This window comes from Enterococcus sp. AAFC-DPL-5146 (genome assembly GCF_058216635.1).
Genome location: NZ_CM177103.1, coordinates 969,689 through 988,630 on the forward strand (window position 1 = coordinate 969,689; position 18,942 = coordinate 988,630).

Genomic DNA, 18,942 nt, shown 5'->3' on the forward strand with positions numbered 1-18,942 from the left:
AATAAGCTGTGAATCAAATTCAAAGAAATAGAGGGATAAGGATGGAGAAAGAGTGGGAGCTTTTTCTGGCACCGTATGAACAGGCTGTTGGAGAAATGAAAGTTAAGCTGCGCGGCATTCGTAAGCAGTTTCGAGAGCAAAATAAACATACACCTATTGAGTTTGTAACTGGTCGAGTAATACCAGTGGATAGTATTTTAACAAAAGCGGCATTACGTAATATTCCTGTGGATCAATTAGAAGAAGAGATGCAGGATATTGCAGGACTTAGGATCATGTGTCAATTTGTTGAAGACATTCGTCAAGTAGTAGATATTATTCGTAATAGAAAAGATTTGAAAATTATTCAAGAAAGAGATTATATCACGAATAAAAAAGAGAGTGGGTATCGTTCCTACCATTTAGTTATTCAGTATCCAGTACAGTTAATTACAGGTGAAAAAATGATTTTAGCTGAAATTCAAATTCGAACATTAGCAATGAATTTTTGGGCAACGATCGAACATTCTTTAAACTATAAATATCAAGGTGTCTTTCCAGAAGAAATGAAAGAGCGACTACAGAGAGCTGCTGAAGCGGCTTATCAATTAGATGAAGAAATGTCAACGATTCGTGAAGAAATTCAAGAAGCACAGCATCTATTTTCACATGGACGAGGGAAGTCAAAAGATAATTACTATCAACGTTTAGCAGATAATAAAGAAGAGTCAGATAAAGAATAGGGGGAGTGAGATGAAAGTATCAATTGTTCATAATCATGAACAGAAATCAAATGAAGTTACCCGCCAATTACTCCAACTATTAATTAAAAATAAAATAGAGATTGATGACCATCAACCAGATCTTGTTATTTCGGTTGGGGGAGATGGCACCTTATTATCAGCTTTTCATCGTTTTAGTCATCGGTTGAATGAAGTTAGTTTTTTAGGTGTCCATACGGGGCACTTAGGTTTTTATACAGATTGGCGTGATTATGAATTAGAAGAATTAGTGCAAGGGCTTTTGGTTCATCAAGAAAAAAGTATTAGTTATCCATTATTAGATGTGAAAATCAGTTTTCATGGAAAGAAACCAGATAAGCATTTTTTAGCCTTGAACGAGTCAACCATCAAACGAGGAAATCGTACGATGGTGGCAGACGTATTTATTAAAGATGAACTTTTCGAACGTTTCCGTGGAGATGGGTTATCTGTATCTACGCCAACAGGTTCAACGGCTTATAACAAGAGCATCGGTGGGGCTGTATTACATCCTAGTATTAATGCTTTTCAACTGGCTGAAATTGCTTCGTTGAATAACCGGGTTTTTCGAACGCTGGGTTCTCCAATTGTGATTGCTCATACAGAGTGGGTTGAAATCAAGCTGCAAGAAAGTAATGATTATTTAATTACGGTAGATCAATTGGATATTTATCAAGACGATATTAAGTCGATTTATTATCGAATTGCGGATGAACGTATTCATTTTGCATCTTATCGTCACATGCATTTTTGGCATCGAGTAAAAGATGCCTTTATTAGTGAGGATTAATAAGTTAATGGAATTTAATTGGATAGTTGAAAAGAAAGAATCACAGCAAGTAAAGAGTTTTCTAAAGGATCAGGGAGTTTCTAAAGGGCTTTTAGCAAAAATTAAGTTTCAAGGCGGTAAAATCGAAGTTAATCAGTCTGTTGAAAATGCGCTGTTTAAGCTATCTTTTGGGGATCAGGTAAGAATTACGATTCCTGATGAAGGGGAGCATGAGACACTACTCATTGATGAGGTACCGATTGATATTGTTTTTGAAGATGACCATTATTTAGTCGTTAATAAGCCTGCAGGTGTTGCTTCAATTCCTGCACAATACCATCCTAATGGTACGATGGCTAATCGTGTGAAAGCTTATTATAAAGCACAACAATATAAAAATCAGGTTATTCATGTAGTAACGCGATTGGATAGAGATACTACTGGTTTGATGTTATTTGCTAAACATGGTTTTGCTCATGCAATGTTGGATCAGGAGCTACGTAAAAAAGAAGTAGTCAAGATTTATCAAGCTTTGGTTGGTGGAGATGTATTAGAATTAAAAAAACATGCCAGTATACAGCTTCCGATTGGTCGTGATTTATCTTCTATTTTAAAAAGAACAATCGTAGAATCTGGGCAGCAAGCTGAAACAGAGTATTGGCTGATGAAATCTAAGAATGATGAAGCCTTAGTAAATATTCAACTACATACAGGGAGAACTCATCAAATCAGAGTGCATTTTGAAGCGATTGGGTGTCCTTTGTTGGGTGATGATATGTATGGTGGTAAAATGGATAGTGGGATTGAGCGTCAAGCTTTACATTGCTGTCAATTGAGTTTCATCCATCCGTTTACGAAAGAACGATTAGAGTTAACTTCTCCTTTAGCAGAAGATATGAAAAAAATCGCAGATCGACTATAGTAATGGAAAGGAGAGGTATATGTGAATGAAGGACAAGAAATGGAAGATCATTTCTCTTTGTTGTTAGAGAAACTAACAGAGCAGCAAATGGCTGAATTTCGAGAGTTGTTTTTAACACTTCATATTTATGAGCAGGGACAATTTTATCAATCAATTGATGAAGAAGATAGAAAACAAGTATATAGTTACTTGTCTCCTAAAGAATTAGCAGATATGTTTGATGTTATCGAAGAAGATAATGAAAACATGAAGGACTATATTGCAGAAATGCGTCCAAGTTACGCTGCAGAAATGTTATCGGAGATGTATACGGATAACGCAGTTGATTTACTAAATATGCTGGATAAAAGCCAAAAGGCAAAATATCTGAGTTTGATGAGTTCAGAAGATGCTGGTGAAATCAAAGAACTGCTGCATTATGAAGATGATACAGCAGGATCTATCATGACGACAGAGTTCGTTTCTATTGTTGCAAACCAAACTGTTCGTTCGGCAATGTACGTGTTGAAAAATCAGGCAGATGTAGCAGAAACGATTTACTATGTATATGTGGTGGATCAAGAAAATCATCTAGTTGGAGTTATTTCTTTACGTGATTTGATTGTGAATGATGATGATACAATGATTTCGGATGTTTTAAGTGAACGGGTCATTTCTGTACATGTTGGTGACGATCAGGAAGATGTTGCGCAGACGATTCGGGATTATGACTTTTTGGCGCTGCCAGTCACAGATTATGATGACCATTTATTGGGGATTGTAACAGTTGATGATATCATCGATGTTATTGATGATGAAGCAGCAAGTGATTATTCTGGTTTAGCGGGGGTTAACGTTGAAGAGGTCAGTGAAAATCCATTTAAAGCAGCCTCAAAACGGTTACCTTGGTTAATTACATTATTATTTTTGGGAATGTCTACAGCAACTTTAATCAGCCATTATGAAGAATTAGTTAGTGAAGCAAGTATTTTAGCTGTATTTATTTCATTGATCACAGGAACGGCCGGAAATGCAGGGACTCAATCATTAGCGGTAGCAGTTAGAAGACTGGCTGTATCAGATGAAAAAGATAATAATTTCGGACGCTTGATTATTAGTGAAGTATTAACGGGTTTAGTGACGGGGGTCATAACGGGTGTAGCAATTTTTATCGTTGTAGGCATCTGGCAACATAATTTTCCTTTAGGATTTGTTATAGGAATGGCTATGCTTTGTGCAATTACGGTAGCTAATTTGGCTGGGAGTTTGATTCCTATGTTAATGGATAAATTAGGATTTGATCCAGCAGTTGCTAGTGGTCCGTTTATTACTACCTTGAGTGATTTGACCAGTGTACTGATTTATTTTAATATTGCTAGTCTGTTTATGCAATATTTTATTTGAAACTCAATAAAAAAACGGTGTCTCTTTTTGTACAAAAGAAGCACCATTTTTTGTTATTTTATTTTTGGGGTGGAGTTGCAGCCGATAAGGGTCTATATTGAGCGGTTAATTGATAAATAATAAAAGGCATAGCGACAGATATGGCTAAACTTACTGATAAGATAGTCAGGTATATGCTAGTTTCATTTTTACTAACGGAAGTTGGCGGTACAAAGGATATAATTAAAGAAAAAATTGAGGTAGCAAATCCAGTACAAGCAATCACGAATTTTCCGATTTTTCCCCCAGGTACATAATAGCCTCTAGGTAAATCTTTATGTTTAAAAATCAAAACAAAATAACCTGCATAAAATAATAAATAGGCCATTAGATAAATGATGACTGTTAATGAAATAGCAATCAAGAAAGATAAGTTATTTCCTCCTCCGCCAAATGTTAAAACAGCAGCCCAGATGGTTACGATTATTCCTTGTAGTAAAACAAGGTACGTTGGGACTTGGTGTTTATTGACTTTCTTGAAGATAGGAGGAAGCATGCCTTGTTGTACTGCAGCATACATTCCTTTCGTGGGTCCAACAATCCATCCAGTCACCTCACCGATTACTCCTAAAGCAATCATTAAACCAACAATGTCAACGAACAAAGTAAAATTCGAACCAAATCTCCTAAATAAAGTTTCTAATGCTTGTAAAATTCCTCCACTTAATGAAAGCTGAGCTTCAGGAATTACAGCTGCAATTGAAAGTCCGCCAATCGTATTTAAAAGAATCGCTGTTATTACTATGATAAACATAGCCAGAGGGTATTCTTTTTTAGGATTTTCCAACTCATTGACATACGTTGCGGAAGCTTCGATTCCCATATAAGAGAGTATAAAAGAGATGAACACGACAAGTGTATTTGGTTTTGTAAAATCTGGAATAAAAGATGCTGTAGAAACATTAAACTGTAATGGATTATCGGATAAAAGATAAAAGATAAATAAAGCGCAAAGAATAATGGCTGGTGCAAGAATGCCAACGAAAAAACCGATTTTCCCAAAAAGTTCAGTATTTTTTGTTCCACCTAATTGTGAGAAGGTCAATCCCCAATAAATAACCATGATACCAATAAATTTAAGTAAAGGATTTGAATTCAGCTCAGGTAAGTGCAGAACATAAGCAAAAGCACTTAAAATAAAATAGAGCATGGTTATAAAACCAACCGTGACTTGAAACCATTGGAAGAAAATAGCTGCAAAACCAAATCTTTCCCCTAAAGTATTTTTGACCCAAGCGAAAATACCGCCTTCTTCCCAACCAGCAACTGTCGCCATTTCAGCAGAACAAAGAGCAGTTGGTATGAACCATAACAAACCTCCAACAATTAAAAAAAATACAAGTTGTAAACCAGAGGTAGCGAAAATAGGATATTCGTATACGTCCATAACCATTGTTATTGTTATCGAAACAAAACCAATCATGGAGAGCGTTGCGTTCTTTTTTTTCATGAATGAGTAACCTCTTTTCGTACTAGTTTAGTGAATCGTGGTTAAATTCTTAATTGAATTAAAAGATTAGGTCTATTGTAAAAAATAAAAACTTAAAAAGCAAAGAAATTTATTTTTGGTAATGAAACAAAGAGTGATAATAATCCAGTTAAATTATAAGTAATAAAAGAAACGATCTTATCTGAAATAACTCAGTCTGACCGTTTCTTCTAATTTACTATTATTATCCGACGATTTTGGTTCCATGGACTTCACTGACTTGTAATGCGTTCACTACAGCTTCAACATTTTTATCAGAAATGCCTCCACCAGGTAAAATTATGATTCGATCATTTGCATAATTGATCAATTCTTTTAAGTGGTCAAAATTTTCTTCAATAGGTGTTCCAGTAGGACCTCCGTGAGTTAATATACGATGCACGTCATGTTCTACTAGCCAGTCAATCGCCTTAAATTGATTTTCTTTGCTTAACGAATCAAAAGCCATATGGAAAGTGATTTGTAAGCCTTCTGCAGTTTCAATCATTAACTCTAATGCTTCTTCATCTAACCAGTTATCTTTTGATAAACAGCCTAAAACAACGCCGTCAGTGCCTATTTTTTTGGCTTCGATTAAATCTGTATGCATGATTTTAAGTTCAATATCATTATAAACAAAATCTCCGCCTCGAGGTCTGATGATCGTCATTACTGGAATTGATTTTTCTCCAGCATATGATATAACTTCTTCTATCACACCTGTACTTGGTGTTGTGCCACCTACAGCTAGGTTGTCACACAATTCGATTCGTCCAGCACCATTTCTAATGGCAGCGGGTATATTCGTGAAATTTTCGGCACAAAATTCTTTAATCATTCGTTCCACTCCTTGTCTTTTCTTCAAAGGAATTGTACCATAATTCTGCTTGTTGCCAAAGTCCTCTTATCGTTGTAAGATAAATAGCGACTAGTTTAGCAGTTTGTTTCAGAATTTATATTGAATAGGAAGTAATCGTATGTTGAAAAAAATTGATTCAGCGCGTAATTTTTTAGAAACACATCAAGAACAATTTTTTTGTCCAGTCTGTAAAAAAGGCCTTGAATTGAAAGGATACAGTTTGATTTGCGAAGAGAATCATCAATTTGATTTATCTAAAAAAGGAACGATTTATTTTCTTTCTCATAGCATCCAGACTGACTATAATAAAAAAATGTTAGTCCACAGGGGTAAGATGATCAAAAGTGGTATGTATCAGCCTTTATTAGAAAAGTTGATTAATACGATAGATTTAGCTGGTTGTACACTGGATGTAGGATGTGGTGAGGGAAGTTTTTTATCAGAACTTTCTGGGTTAGGTTTAGAAGGATCAAAATTTGGTTTTGACATTTCAAAAGATGGTATTTATTTAGCCAGTAGTCAGCCGATTGATGCTTTTTGGTGTGTGGCAGATTTGACCAATTTGCCGTTTGCAGATCAATCAATGGATACTATTTTGAATATTTTTTCTCCATCTCATTATCAGGAATTTCAGCGTGTGTTAAAAAAAGACGGCACTGTGATTAAAGTGATTCCAGAAACAGAGTATTTAAAAGAGTTGAGAGCAGCTTTTTATCCAGAAGATGAACGTAAACAAAATTATTCCAATGACAAAGTTTTGGCGAAATTTTCTAACGAAATGGATGTTTTAGTCAATGAACGAGTGACATTTACATTTGCTATTCCCAAAGACAATCGTTTAGATTTATTAGAGATGTCTCCATTGGAATGGGGAGTGGATGAGCAAGTAAAAGAAGAAATACAAAAAAATCCATTAACAGAAATCACAATTGACATTCGCTTGTTAAAAGGAAAGTTTAGATAACGCTTACATTCGGTTAATTTACTAAAAAGTATTGCAAAGCTCCGACAATGGTGTTATATTACATACAAGTTGTTTTTTCATTGGTTTTTATCAGGTTCCTGTTCTGATAAAAGTTAGTGAAAAGAGCTTCACTAACGTAGCGACTCGCAGTGATTGACACCGAGGCGATACGTTTTTTTTATGCTAAATTTAGTGAATAAAAAATAAATTTTGTGTCACTTAAATGAAAGGAAACTGTAATCATGACAAATCATATTGTATTATTTGAACCTCAAATTCCAGCAAATACAGGCAACATTGCCCGGACGTGCGCAGCAACAAATTCGCCCTTACATCTCATCGAGCCGTTAGGATTCCAAACGGATGACAAACACTTGAAACGAGCTGGTTTAGATTATTGGAATGATGTAAATATCATGTATCACAAAGATTTGGCTGCCTTTTTAACTTACTTGGGCGATCAACCTCTGCATTTGATTACGAAATTCGCTAATCAAACGTACAGTGAAGTGAATTATACAGATAATCAAGACCATTATTTTATGTTTGGTAAAGAAACTACTGGTTTACCAGAAGAATTTATGCGGGAAAATGAAGAAAAATGCTTACGTATTCCAATGAATGATGAGCATGTTCGATCGTTGAATTTGTCGAATACAGTCGCATTAGTGGTTTACGAAGCGTTACGTCAACAAGACTTTCCATCATTAGAATTAAAGCATCATTATGAACATGACAAATTAGATTGAAACTGATAAAAAGCTGTTCCTTCATTTTTGAAGGTAACAGCTTTTTTGTCTATTAATAGTAGTTGTAAAAATGAATCACTCATGAAGTTCCAAAGGCAAACCATCGGGATCAAAGAAAAAAGTCATTTTCTCACCTGTGAATGTGTCTGTTCTTACAGGTTCACATTCAATGCCCTTAGAATTTAGAAAAGCAATCACTTCTTCAATGGCATCAACTTTAAAAGCTAAATGTCTTAACCCCAGTGCTTCTGGGTATGAAGGGCGTTTTGGGAGTTCTGGAGAAATAAAAATCTCTAATTCATGAACACCTAACTTTAAATCTAGTTTAACGTCATTTTTATCGTCTCGATGATTTTCTCGGATAATGTCAAAACCAAGTTTTTCTACATAAAATTCTTTGGTTTTTTGATAATCTGAGCAGTTGATAGCAATATGATGGATGTGTTCAAAGAACAAAATTACTTCCTCCCTTAGTGGCGTGTCATTCTTTTTTATTATAACCTATTTTATTTTGAAATACATTCAGACTGTTTTTTCTTTTGAAGGTTCGTAGTTAAATGGAATTTTCATAGTGAAAATGATACACTAGTTAAGATAAATAATAGAAAATAACTACGTATAAAATCAATAGATTAGAATCAAGGGAGCAAAAGCATGAAATTATATTTTACGCGTCATGGGAAAACAGAATGGAATCAAGAAATGCGATTCCAGGGAATGAGCGGCGATTCACCACTGCTTCCAACAAGTTATGAAGAAATAAAATTACTTGGGAAAACTCTCAAAGAGGTTCCATTTGAAAAAATTTTCTCAAGCACTTCTCCTCGTGCAAAAAAAACGGCAGAAGGTATTAATCAAGAGTTAAAGCAACCAACAGAAATTATCTATACAGATCAGCTGAAAGAGTTGGGGCTAGGCAAGTTAGAAGGGCAATCCATTGCTGAAATGAGAAAAATCTACAATACAGAATTAGACCACATGCGTTATCGATTAGATCAGTATAATCCAGAAGTATTTCAAGGGGAACCGATTCAACAAGCAATTTCGCGAATCTCGTCAGTTGTGGAAAAAGCGATTGAGACTGGGGAGGGACCGTATCTTTTTGTTGGACATGGTGCTTCATTAACAGCAGCTATCCAAGCAATGTCAGGCAAAGAGTTAGCTGAACTACGTAGTATGGGTGGACTTAAAAATAACAGTTTATCTATTTTGGAAATGACTGAGCCTAATCAAGAGCGCGAGTATAAATTAAAACTTTGGAATGATGATTCATTTCTACTATAAACACATTTTAAGATAGAAGCGAGGTGAAATTGATGGATACATTGTTTGGAGAAGAGGAAAAAGAATATGTAGTTGGGCAAGTTCAGGCAATCTTTTTTCAAAATCCTAGCAATTTTTATAAAGTATTGTTGGTGAAAATCACAGATACAAATACGGACTACTTAGAAAAAGAAATCGTGACAACGGGTAGTTTCGGTCAAATTCAGGAAGAAGAAAGTTATCGCTTTTTTGGTCATTTTGTTGATCATCCTCGTTACGGCAAACAATTTCAAGTAGATAGTTATCAACAAGAACGTCCAACATCAGCTAATGGCGTCGTAAATTATCTGTCCAGTGAAAAATTTCCCGGTATTGGGAAACGCACGGCTGAAAAGATTGTCGAAATTTTAGGAGAAGATGCTATCGACCGAATCATTGCTAAACCTGATGTTTTAGAAGAAGTTCCTCAATTAAATGAGAAAAAACGTCAAACTATTATTGAAACGATTCGTTTAAATCATGGAATGGAACAAGTGATCGTTGGTTTGAACCGTTATGGATTTGGTAGTCAACTTTCATTTGCTATTTACCAAACGTACAAAGAAGAAACATTAGATATCATTCATGAAAATCCCTATCAATTGGTTGAAGATATTGAAGGGATTGGTTTTAAACGTGCCGATAATATTGCGGAGCAACTAGGGATTGGGGCGGATTCTGACAAGCGGGTAAGAGCGGCGATTACTCATGAGATTTTCCAACACTCCGTTCGTTCAGGAAACACTTATGTAGAAGCAGAGATGTTGTTAAGAGAAACAATAAACACCCTTGAAGCTAGTCGTCCTGTTGAAATCTCTCTAGATCAAGTAGCTGAACAGATCATTCACTTGGTAGAGGAAGGTAAAATTCAGCAAGAAGGCACGAAACTTTTTGAAAATAGTTTGTATTTTTCTGAATGGGGAATTGGTACGTCGATTCAGCGTTTGCTTTCTCGAAAAAAAGAAATTAAGTACGACAAAAAAGACATTGAAAAAAATATACGTGGTATTGAAAAAAGATTAGGTATTCTGTATGGGGATTCCCAACAAGCTGCGATTGAAGAGGCAATCAAAGCGCCGTTGTTTATTTTAACTGGTGGACCGGGCACTGGGAAAACCACTGTAATAAATGGAATCGTTTCATTATTTGCGGAGTTAAATGGACTTTCTTTAGACGTAAAAGACTATACGCAGGAAATGTTTCCTATCTTATTAGCAGCACCTACCGGACGAGCAGCTAAGCGCATGAATGAAACAACTGGGCTTCCTGCAAGTACGATCCATCGTTTATTGGGCTTGACCGGACGGGAGAAAAATCCTAGTATGACAGCTAAAGAGCTTGAAGGTGGTTTGTTAATCGTTGATGAAATGTCGATGGTGGACACGTGGTTGGCAAATACATTATTCAAGGCGATTCCTACTAATATGCAAGTGATTTTTGTAGGGGATAAAGATCAATTGCCTTCAGTTGGACCTGGGCAAGTTTTACATGATTTATTACAAATCAACGAAATTCCGAAAAAAGAACTGACGGAAATCTATCGACAAGGTGACGGTTCTAGCATTATTCCTCTAGCTCATGAAATCAAGCAGGGAAAATTGCCACAAGATTTTACTGTTAATCAAAAGGATCGGTCATTTTTCCCAAGTGATGTTTATCATATCGAAACTTATGTCCGCCAAATCGTGACGAAAGCGAAAGCTAAAGGCTTTTCGCCACAAGATATTCAGCTATTAGCACCTATGTATCGAGGTGCTGCGGGAATCGATGCTTTAAACAAAATGATGCAGGAAATTTTTAATCCAAATGATGGGTCAAAAAAAGAAGTAAAATGGAACGAATCTGTTTATCGTATTGGTGATAAGGTTCTTCACTTGGTCAATACTCCAGAACTTAATGTGTTTAATGGAGATATGGGTGAAATTGTTGGAATTATTTTAGCCAAAGAATCGGAAGATAAAGTCGATGAATTAGTGATTCAGTTTGATAATAATGAAGTTAGCTATAAACGAAATGAATGGAATAAAATCACGCTTTCTTACTGTTGCTCGATTCATAAAGCGCAAGGTAGTGAGTTTAAGATGGTCATTTTACCAATGGTTCATCAATATCATCGTATGCTGCAGCGTAATTTACTTTATACGGCAGTTACCAGAAGTAAGGACATACTCATTTTACTTGGAGAAGTTCAAGCTTTTAATACCTGTGTAGCTCATGAATCTGCCAGTCGTTTAACGATGCTAAAAGAGCGGATTACTAGTGCTGATGATATGTCTTTGACGACAAGGATGCAGTTAGAAGCCTATGAAGACGGCTTAAACAAGGAATCGCCATTCTCTGACACAGAAGATCATAAGCCTGTTGTTTATGAAGCAGTTAAAGAGGAAAAAACTTCTGTGGTAAAAGAAACGGTTGAGTCAGTGACGATAAAACCTAAAACAGAAGAAATTTCTCTATTTAGTGAACCTGATCAAGAAATCAATGAACAAATTGATGTTGAAATCGACAGGTTATTAACCCTTGATTTAGTACAAGGACAAACGATTGATCCCATGATTGGAATGAATCAGACAACACCGTATGATTTTATGAAATAAATGTTTACTAAACTGGAACCAGTGAAAAATACTGGTCCAGTTTTTTTATTCTTACTTTTTAGAACTATTTCTTGCCTTAAAATCCGATCAATGTATATAATGATAAGCAACACATAAGCGTGTTTAAATAAAAATGAAGGTAGATTATTTTGGTAGAAATGAGGGAAGTGAATGGAAAAGAAAACGCAATCGGGAAAGGTTCAAACAGACACATTTTTGGCACAGATAGGTAATCATCAAAACCCAGTAACTGGATCAATTAATACGCCAATATATTTTTCAACGACGTATGAGCATCCAACATTAGGGGAGTCGACGGGCTATGATTACACCAGAACCAAAAATCCAACAAGAGAAGTTGTAGAATCAGCATTAGCTGTTTTAGAAAATGGGGCAGTTGGTTTAGCGACTAGTTCAGGAATGAGTGCAATACAAATAGTATTTAGTCAATTTCCTGTGGGAAGTCAAATTGTTGCTTCCAGAGATTTATATGGCGGTAGTTATCGTTATTTTAAAGAACTAGAAAAACAGGGAATGTATCAGTTTGTTTATGTAGATGACGAAACTGGTTTTGAAAGAGAAATAACAGATAAAACGGCAGCTGTATTTATTGAAACACCTACTAATCCTTTAATGAGTGAAGTTTCAATAGAAAAGGTCGCAGTTTTCGCAAAAAAACATCAAGCACAACTGATTGTTGATAATACTTTTTATACTCCCTTGATTCAACGTCCGTTAGATTTAGGTGCTGATATTGTGTTACACAGTGCTACTAAGTATTTAGGTGGACATAACGATTTACTAGCGGGAGCTGTGATTGCACGTTCAAAAGAGATCGGTGATAACTTAGCATACATCTTAAACACGACAGGAGCTGTTTTATCTCCCTTTGACAGTTGGTTATTAATCAGAGGATTGAAGACGTTATCCTTACGAATGGACAGACATGAAAAAAATGCTCGAGCAGTTGCAGAGTATCTGAAAAAAAGTTCGCAAGTTAAAGAAGTAATGTATCCAGGTCGTGGTGGCATGCTAAGTTTTAAGATTCAGAAGCAAGAATCAATCAAAGAATTTCTAAGAAATTTATCCATTTTTACTTTTGCAGAAAGTCTAGGTGGAGTAGAGAGTTTAATTACGTATCCGACAACACAAACACATGCGGATATTCCAGAAGAATTGAGGGAGTCTTACGGCTTAACGCCAGATTTGTTGAGGATATCAACTGGCATCGAAGCCAGTGAGGATTTGATTGCAGATTTGACACAAGCTTTTGAGAAACTAAATTAAAAAAAAGGTGAGCCAAATGCTTAGAATTGGCTCACCTTTTTTTTTAATATTTTTAAAACCAAAATACCCTCGTCTCAGTCCCAAAAGAAATATCTGTACTTCTTTTTCCTAAAATTTCACCGTCAGCATGAACATATTGCGGAAGGGTAGAAACAATTCGGAATTTGCTAGATTGAAAATGATGAAAGTGTTTTGAATTCATCTGTTTTTTTTGAGTCAACAAGATAATCAGCCAAAAAATTTTAAAAAGGTTGATTCGTTCGACCAAAACAAAATCAAGGACTGGTTTGCGTGGGTCGGCAACAGGAACAATCGGGACGCCGCCACCAAAATAAGGATGATTTGTTACGGTACATAAAAATGCTCGATCAAATTCAAGTTTCTTGCCATTCATTTCTACAAGAATCGGGAAGCCCTTTTGAGTGAATAATACCTTTAAAATAGAAAAAATGTATGATAAAGAGCCCATGTTAAACTTGTTTAGTGCATGTTTTGATGTAGATGCATTTGCTGCGTTAACGATGGATGCGTCCAAACCAATACCGATATTATTAACCGCAAGTCCGAGTTCATCTTGAATGGATTCATCATAAGTAATTACTTGGATTTCTTTAGGCTTTTCAGCTTTAAGTAACTGAAAAAAAGCTTTTTCAGCTTGCCTTGGAATTCCGACACCACGGGCAAAATCGTTGCCTGAACCACAAGGGATATACCCAATTGGAATTTTAGAATCAAATGGTTTTAATGCATTAAGGACACTATGCAAAGTACCATCTCCTCCAAGAACAACTAAAAGTGGGAAAGACTCCATTTCTACCTTGTTGTTCCAAGGAAGTAATGTGTTTTGCGCTAAATTTTCAACAATTTCAATTTCATGTCCCGCATGATCTGTATAAAATGTCGTATAATCAATGTTTGCTGTCTGTAGTTGTCGGATAATTTTTACAGCTACTTTGCGGCCAGTGCCACCGCCTGCATTCTCATTAATAACAAGATAAAAATGTTTTTTCATTTTTTTCCTCCCTGTACAAAGCTTCATTATAACAGACCTAAGAAAAATTAAGAATATTAGATGCTTGAAAAGATAAGAAAAAATTAATTGAAGAATACATTTACCATAGCTTGTGATTGTTAAAGTGCAGATTTTAAGATATAATGCCTACGTATCATTTTTTGAGGAGAGATTTCTTTTCAACAAGGTTCATCAACCATCCCTTGTAAAAAAACTCGGAGAAAGAAGGGGAAACTATGCAAAATACTGTTACAAAAAACAGTAAAGTAAAAGCAATTACTATGAATGGAATTGTGATGGCACTGTATCTAGCCTTAACGATTTTAGTGGCACCCGTATCGTCAGGACCAGTCCAATTTAGGATTTCTGAAAGCTTGAACCATTTGGTTGTTTTCAACCGGAAGTTGATGTGGGGTGTTTTAGGCGGAGTAGTGGTTTATAATTTTTTCTTTGGTTTTGGTGCCATGGATGCAATATATGGCGGACTACAATCATTTATTTCATTAGGATTGACAGCGTTGTTACAAAAAAGAGTACCAAATGTTATTGCTCGTTTAGCGCTGAATACGCTGTTTTTCACGGCAACAATGTGCATTATTGCTTATATGTTAGCACCAGCCGGTGGAGCAGCTTTTTGGGGAAACTACGCTACGTTAGCACTTAGTGAATTTGCAACAATGGCAGTAGCTGCACCAATAATGTTTTGGATCAATAAATCTGTTCATTTTGAAAAACGACTTTGATTAATAAAAAAGTTTAGTAAAGTATATAATTTTAAGAGGCTGTTTCAAGACAAAAAGTTTTGATTTAGCCTCTTAAAATTTTCTAACCAATTTAATGAAAAACTTTACTGTTCCTGTCGAATAAATTATGATATGGTAATACAGAAGCTAAAATGTAGAGGAGTTTTTTTCTAATGTTTGAATTTAAAATTGGCATTGATGCCAAAGAGCACGATAAATTTGTGGAAAACCATCCCTTATGCAATTTACTGCAATCATCTGCGTGGGCTAAAGTTAAAGACAATTGGGGATCAGAGATTGTCGGTGTTTATGATGATGGGGTGTTGATTGCATCGAGCCTAGTCTTGATCCGTCCATTACCAATGAAATTTTCAATGCTTTATACACCAAGAGGACCAATTATGGATTACACCAATAAAGAACTAGTATCGTTCTTCTTTAAAGAGTTGAAACAATTCGGTAAGAAAAAACGTGCATTATTTGTAAAGATGGACCCAACTGTACATTATAAAGATTTTCATATTGGTGAAGAGCAAGTGATTGATAGAAATGCACAGTTGATTATTGATACTATTATTGCAAGCGGAGCTAAACATCAAGGATTGACGATGGAAATGGATGCAACAATCCAACCTCGTTTTCAAGCCAATATCTATAAAGAAGATTTCAGTGAAGAACAGCTATCAAAAAGCACTAAGAAAATGATGAAGCAAGCACAGAAAAAAGGTGTTACCGTAAAAATGGGGCATGCTGAGTTAGTAGAAGATTTTGCTAAAGTCATCGAACTGACAACTGAACGACAAAATATTTCACTTAGAAATAGTGATTATTTCAAAAAACTATTAACCATTTATCCTGAAAATTCTTTTATCATGCTGGCGGAAGTGAATCTAAAAGAACGCTTTGAAGAAACGAAACAGCGTTTTGATAAAAATAAAGAAGATTTAGCAAATCTAAAAGAGAATCAAGTCAAAAAACGTCATACACTTGAAGAACTAGATTTTTCTTTAACACGGGAAATGACTGAACTTGAAGAAAATATTGCCCATTCTGGTGATATTGCTGTAGTTGCAGGTGCTTTAGCTATTACTTTTGGTTCGACTAGTGAGATTCTTTATGCAGGGATGGATGATCGTTATAAACGATATATGCCAGCTTATCTGACTTGGTTTGATGCAATCAACGAATGTTTTGAAAGGGGTTGTAACTCATGTAATATGGGTGGACTGGAAGGCAGTTTAAGTGATGGGTTGATTAAGTTTAAGTCTAACTTTAATCCAACAGTAAACGAATTTATTGGTGAATTTGACCTGCCAGTCAATGGACTGCTTTTCAAAGCAAGTGAATATGCGTATAAATTAAAAAAACAGAAAAAATAAATAGTATTAGAGAGTAGAAGTTTTTTATAAAATGCTCAAATCAAAAGAGCTCTGTAGCGCAGATTAATCTGTGCTGCAGAGCTTTTTTGATTTGATTAAACTAGTTCCCAAACAGGTGAAGAGCCAGGCTGATTGCCTTGTGTCCACCATTTGGCTTTAAATGTTTTTCCTTGGAATAGTACGGTATCTCCACCGCTGTATGCTTTTTTAGAATCCCATTCCATTACTTTGTCTGAAAGAAGTTTCCAAACATCAGATTGATCGGGACGATTACCTTGTGTCCACCATTTCGCTTCATACTCTAAACCGTTATAGAAAACTTTATTTCCAGCAGTATAAACTTTGCCAGTTTCCCATGTAGAAAGTTGATTTTCAGCTTCTTTAGTTTTAAGTGTGATGCTATCGCTTTTAACTGATTCTTTATTATTACTGTCATAAGCTGTGATTTGGTAAGTATAAGCTGAATTTGCTTGTAGACCAGTATCTTTAAATGCATTAGTTCTAGTTGTTGCAACTTTTACACCATTGCGATAAATCGTATATCCAGCAATGCCAATTGAACTGCTTGAAGGAGTCCAGCTAAATGAAATTGAATCTTGTGTAATGCTGTTAGAAACAAGATTTGTTGGTTTGGTTGGAGCGGGTGTTTCAACGATTGGTGCAGTCGGTGTTTTTACTTGTATAGTTGCACTTTTATCAGAAGTTAGACCAGCTGTGTTTACTGCTGCAATTGCATAGGTATAGGTAGTATTAGCTGTTACGGCTTTATCCGTAAATTCTGTTGTTCCAGTTCGGCCAATTTCCTTACCATCTTTGAAAATGATATATTCTTTTATTGATTGATTCCCTTGATTAGCACTCCATCTGATTTTTACTGAATTATGTTTAATGTCAACAGCAGAAAGAGCTGTTGGTGTAGATGGTTTTGTTGGCTGAACCGGATCAATTGGACTTATTGGATTCTTCAGCTCATCACGATATTCCCAAATTTTATGTGTTAGTTTTGGATATTTTTGGACGGCTTGCCTAGTTTCAGCTGTAATCGGCAGTCCCCACATTTCATAATAGGGTAGTAAATTTTTGTTGGCAATTTTTGATGTAGCAGTGATGAAATATTGTTGTTTTGCCAAATCATTTGTTAAACTTTTCGCTTCTTCTCTGTATAGTTTGTGTAATTGAGGATAAAAATTATCGCCAAAAGCTAATTCTAATTGCCAGAACATTCCTAGTTTTACGAAAAGATCATTGTTATTATCATAGTTTTTATTTGGCTGTTTGAAGTAAGCAAATATTTTATTATAAACACCGTCACGTTCTAAACGACTTCTATTGCCCAATTGTTTTTCACTTCTCATACTATAAATATTTACAGTTACCTCTGTTTGGTTTTCCCAAGTCATTCGATCCATCTGATACGTGTGCCCAAGCTCATGCATTGGTCCCCAAAGATTATTTGGAGTGGTGGCTAACATCTCAGCCATTCCCTCTTTTTTAGAATAAGCAGTATGACTGAACCAAGCGTACATATAATAAGCAGGTTCTTGGGTTTCACGCATGTGTTGAAGTAAACCACGGCTTCTTCTATTTAAAGACGAACTGTTGTCTAAACCAGATGATTCATCATGCATTTTTATTACTTTATCATAGGTTTCTACAATTTTTTTAGGATTGTTTACGTGTTTCAATGTTGTTTTAGAACCTGTGATCAAAGTATGAGTACCCATTAATTCATAACCTGGTGCATTCGGATTTTGACGAACTTGATTTTGCCAGTCCGTTTCAGTTGTTTTTCCTAGAATGAAACGAGGTAATTTTACACCACCATCAACTGATACTGTCAATTTTTGTTGTGGTGTTGTATTTGAAATATTTTGTAAATGGATGATACCTTCACGTGTATTGTTGATTATGTTTTTACCTTTTTTTAAAGGGAATTTTTGTGGGTTACCTTCACGGTATTGATTCAACGTAATTGGTGAAATAGTGTAGGTTGGCATTGCTGATTGATCTGTATTTTCATCAACATAGATTGTGATAGTGTCTGTGCTTTTTTTGTAAACGCCTGATGATTGATTGTTGCTGGCGCCAAATGAGTTATCTAGTTGATATTTGCGATAAACCGCCGTGTCTTCTGATTGCATAAGTTCAGATTGAACACCTGCATGTTGCTCCTGAATTTTTTGTGCCATTTTTATATTTGCTTCATTTGAAGTTGGATTGGCATAAACATCCGTTGTTTGCAAAATACCAGCTGCTGCAAGTGCTAGCAGTGACGTCCCCATAGAAATGTAAAACTTATTCTTTTTCATCTTAACTAACCTTCTTTCTTTTGATCTAACTTTAGTATAAATTAGATTCTTTTCATTTTTGACCAGAAATAGTCAGAAGATTGTATTTTTTGAACAGTGGCTGAGATTAGTTTAATAGAAAGAGATGAAGTAAGATAAAGAGTTGGATGAAAAATTTTTTGATGTTTTTTTAGTTTTTGCGTTAAAGCTAACAATATTTATAGTTGTTTAATCAAAAATAGTCTAATAAATGTTTTTTTTGGTTGGTTTAAATTAACCTTATCGAAGCGAAAGAAATAAAGAACAGGTTTATATGAGGTTTCTAATTAAAATGTCTTGAAATGAACCGTTTTTCGTATGTAAAATAGAAGTTTCAATATCAAATAAATAGACTGCTCATACTTTCAACAAATGCTGATAAGTATGAGCAGTCTATTTATT

The 18,942-nt window shown here is 35.3% G+C and carries 16 protein-coding genes; 11 read left to right on the forward strand and 5 right to left on the reverse strand.

Features of this window, described 5'->3' with window-relative positions; genetic code table 11:
* Window positions 1-41 precede the first annotated feature (41 nt).
* From yjbM to mgtE, 4 genes are read left to right on the forward strand one after another with little or no spacing between them, the layout of a single operon-like run.
* Window positions 42-722, forward strand: a complete 681-nt coding sequence (gene yjbM, locus AC4BB2_RS04385) for a GTP diphosphokinase (RefSeq protein ID WP_490474221.1) — start codon at window positions 42-44, stop codon at window positions 720-722.
* A 10-nt stretch (window positions 723-732) separates the two neighbouring features.
* Window positions 733-1,530, forward strand: a complete 798-nt coding sequence (locus AC4BB2_RS04390) for an NAD kinase (protein WP_490474222.1) — start codon at window positions 733-735, stop codon at window positions 1,528-1,530.
* Between the two features lie 7 nt (window positions 1,531-1,537).
* The gene (locus tag AC4BB2_RS04395) at window positions 1,538-2,431 is read left to right on the forward strand and encodes an RluA family pseudouridine synthase (RefSeq protein WP_490474223.1); all 894 of its coding nucleotides are present in this window, start codon (window positions 1,538-1,540) and stop codon (window positions 2,429-2,431) included.
* A 21-nt stretch (window positions 2,432-2,452) separates the two neighbouring features.
* A complete protein-coding gene (mgtE, locus tag AC4BB2_RS04400) occupies window positions 2,453-3,814 on the forward strand; it encodes a magnesium transporter (protein WP_490474224.1) in 1,362 nt (453 codons plus the stop codon).
* 58 nt (window positions 3,815-3,872) lie between these two features.
* Here mgtE and AC4BB2_RS04405 read toward each other — a convergent pair whose 3' ends face one another.
* Both AC4BB2_RS04405 and AC4BB2_RS04410 read right to left on the reverse strand, forming a co-directional pair.
* Entirely contained in the window at window positions 3,873-5,303 is a 1,431-nt protein-coding gene (locus AC4BB2_RS04405) for an amino acid permease (protein ID WP_490474225.1), read from the reverse strand.
* A gap of 223 nt (window positions 5,304-5,526) precedes the next feature.
* Window positions 5,527-6,159, reverse strand: a complete 633-nt coding sequence (locus AC4BB2_RS04410) for a copper homeostasis protein CutC (RefSeq protein WP_490474226.1) — start codon at window positions 6,157-6,159, stop codon at window positions 5,527-5,529.
* A 139-nt stretch (window positions 6,160-6,298) separates the two neighbouring features.
* Between AC4BB2_RS04410 and AC4BB2_RS04415 the strand changes: the two genes are divergently transcribed.
* Window positions 6,299-7,144, forward strand: a complete 846-nt coding sequence (locus AC4BB2_RS04415) for a methyltransferase domain-containing protein (protein ID WP_490474227.1) — start codon at window positions 6,299-6,301, stop codon at window positions 7,142-7,144.
* 242 nt (window positions 7,145-7,386) lie between these two features.
* On the forward strand, window positions 7,387-7,893 hold the full coding sequence (gene trmL / locus AC4BB2_RS04420; protein WP_490474228.1) for a tRNA (uridine(34)/cytosine(34)/5-carboxymethylaminomethyluridine(34)-2'-O)-methyltransferase TrmL: 507 nt from the start codon (window positions 7,387-7,389) through the stop codon (window positions 7,891-7,893).
* A 75-nt stretch (window positions 7,894-7,968) separates the two neighbouring features.
* Here trmL and gloA2 read toward each other — a convergent pair whose 3' ends face one another.
* Entirely contained in the window at window positions 7,969-8,349 is a 381-nt protein-coding gene (gene gloA2, locus AC4BB2_RS04425) for an SMU1112c/YaeR family gloxylase I-like metalloprotein (RefSeq protein ID WP_490474229.1), read from the reverse strand.
* A 198-nt stretch (window positions 8,350-8,547) separates the two neighbouring features.
* Here gloA2 and AC4BB2_RS04430 point away from each other — a divergent pair, with 198 nt between their 5' ends.
* The 3 genes from AC4BB2_RS04430 (at window position 8,548) to AC4BB2_RS04440 (ending at window position 13,079) form a co-directional block, all read left to right on the forward strand.
* Window positions 8,548-9,177: a histidine phosphatase family protein gene (locus AC4BB2_RS04430; RefSeq protein ID WP_490474230.1), complete on the forward strand. Its 630-nt coding sequence runs from the start codon at window positions 8,548-8,550 to the stop codon at window positions 9,175-9,177.
* Window positions 9,178-9,209: 32 nt separating this feature from the next.
* A complete protein-coding gene (gene recD2, locus AC4BB2_RS04435; RefSeq protein ID WP_490474231.1) occupies window positions 9,210-11,792 on the forward strand; it encodes an SF1B family DNA helicase RecD2 in 2,583 nt (860 codons plus the stop codon).
* Between the two features lie 171 nt (window positions 11,793-11,963).
* Entirely contained in the window at window positions 11,964-13,079 is a 1,116-nt protein-coding gene (locus tag AC4BB2_RS04440) for a PLP-dependent transferase (RefSeq protein WP_490474232.1), read from the forward strand.
* 52 nt (window positions 13,080-13,131) lie between these two features.
* On the opposite strand, the gene AC4BB2_RS04445 is transcribed toward AC4BB2_RS04440, so the two are convergent.
* Window positions 13,132-14,091: a diacylglycerol/lipid kinase family protein gene (locus tag AC4BB2_RS04445; RefSeq protein WP_490474233.1), complete on the reverse strand. Its 960-nt coding sequence runs from the start codon at window positions 14,089-14,091 to the stop codon at window positions 13,132-13,134.
* Window positions 14,092-14,327: 236 nt separating this feature from the next.
* Here AC4BB2_RS04445 and AC4BB2_RS04450 point away from each other — a divergent pair, with 236 nt between their 5' ends.
* Complete coding sequence (locus tag AC4BB2_RS04450) at window positions 14,328-14,834, forward strand: QueT transporter family protein (protein WP_490474234.1); 507 nt, start codon at window positions 14,328-14,330, stop codon at window positions 14,832-14,834.
* Window positions 14,835-15,007: 173 nt separating this feature from the next.
* A complete protein-coding gene (locus AC4BB2_RS04455; RefSeq protein WP_490474235.1) occupies window positions 15,008-16,213 on the forward strand; it encodes an aminoacyltransferase in 1,206 nt (401 codons plus the stop codon).
* 95 nt (window positions 16,214-16,308) lie between these two features.
* Here the strand turns inward: AC4BB2_RS04455 and AC4BB2_RS04460 are convergent, their stop codons facing one another.
* The gene (locus AC4BB2_RS04460) at window positions 16,309-18,522 is read right to left on the reverse strand and encodes a M60 family metallopeptidase (RefSeq protein WP_490474236.1); all 2,214 of its coding nucleotides are present in this window, start codon (window positions 18,520-18,522) and stop codon (window positions 16,309-16,311) included.
* Window positions 18,523-18,942: the final 420 nt, after the last annotated feature.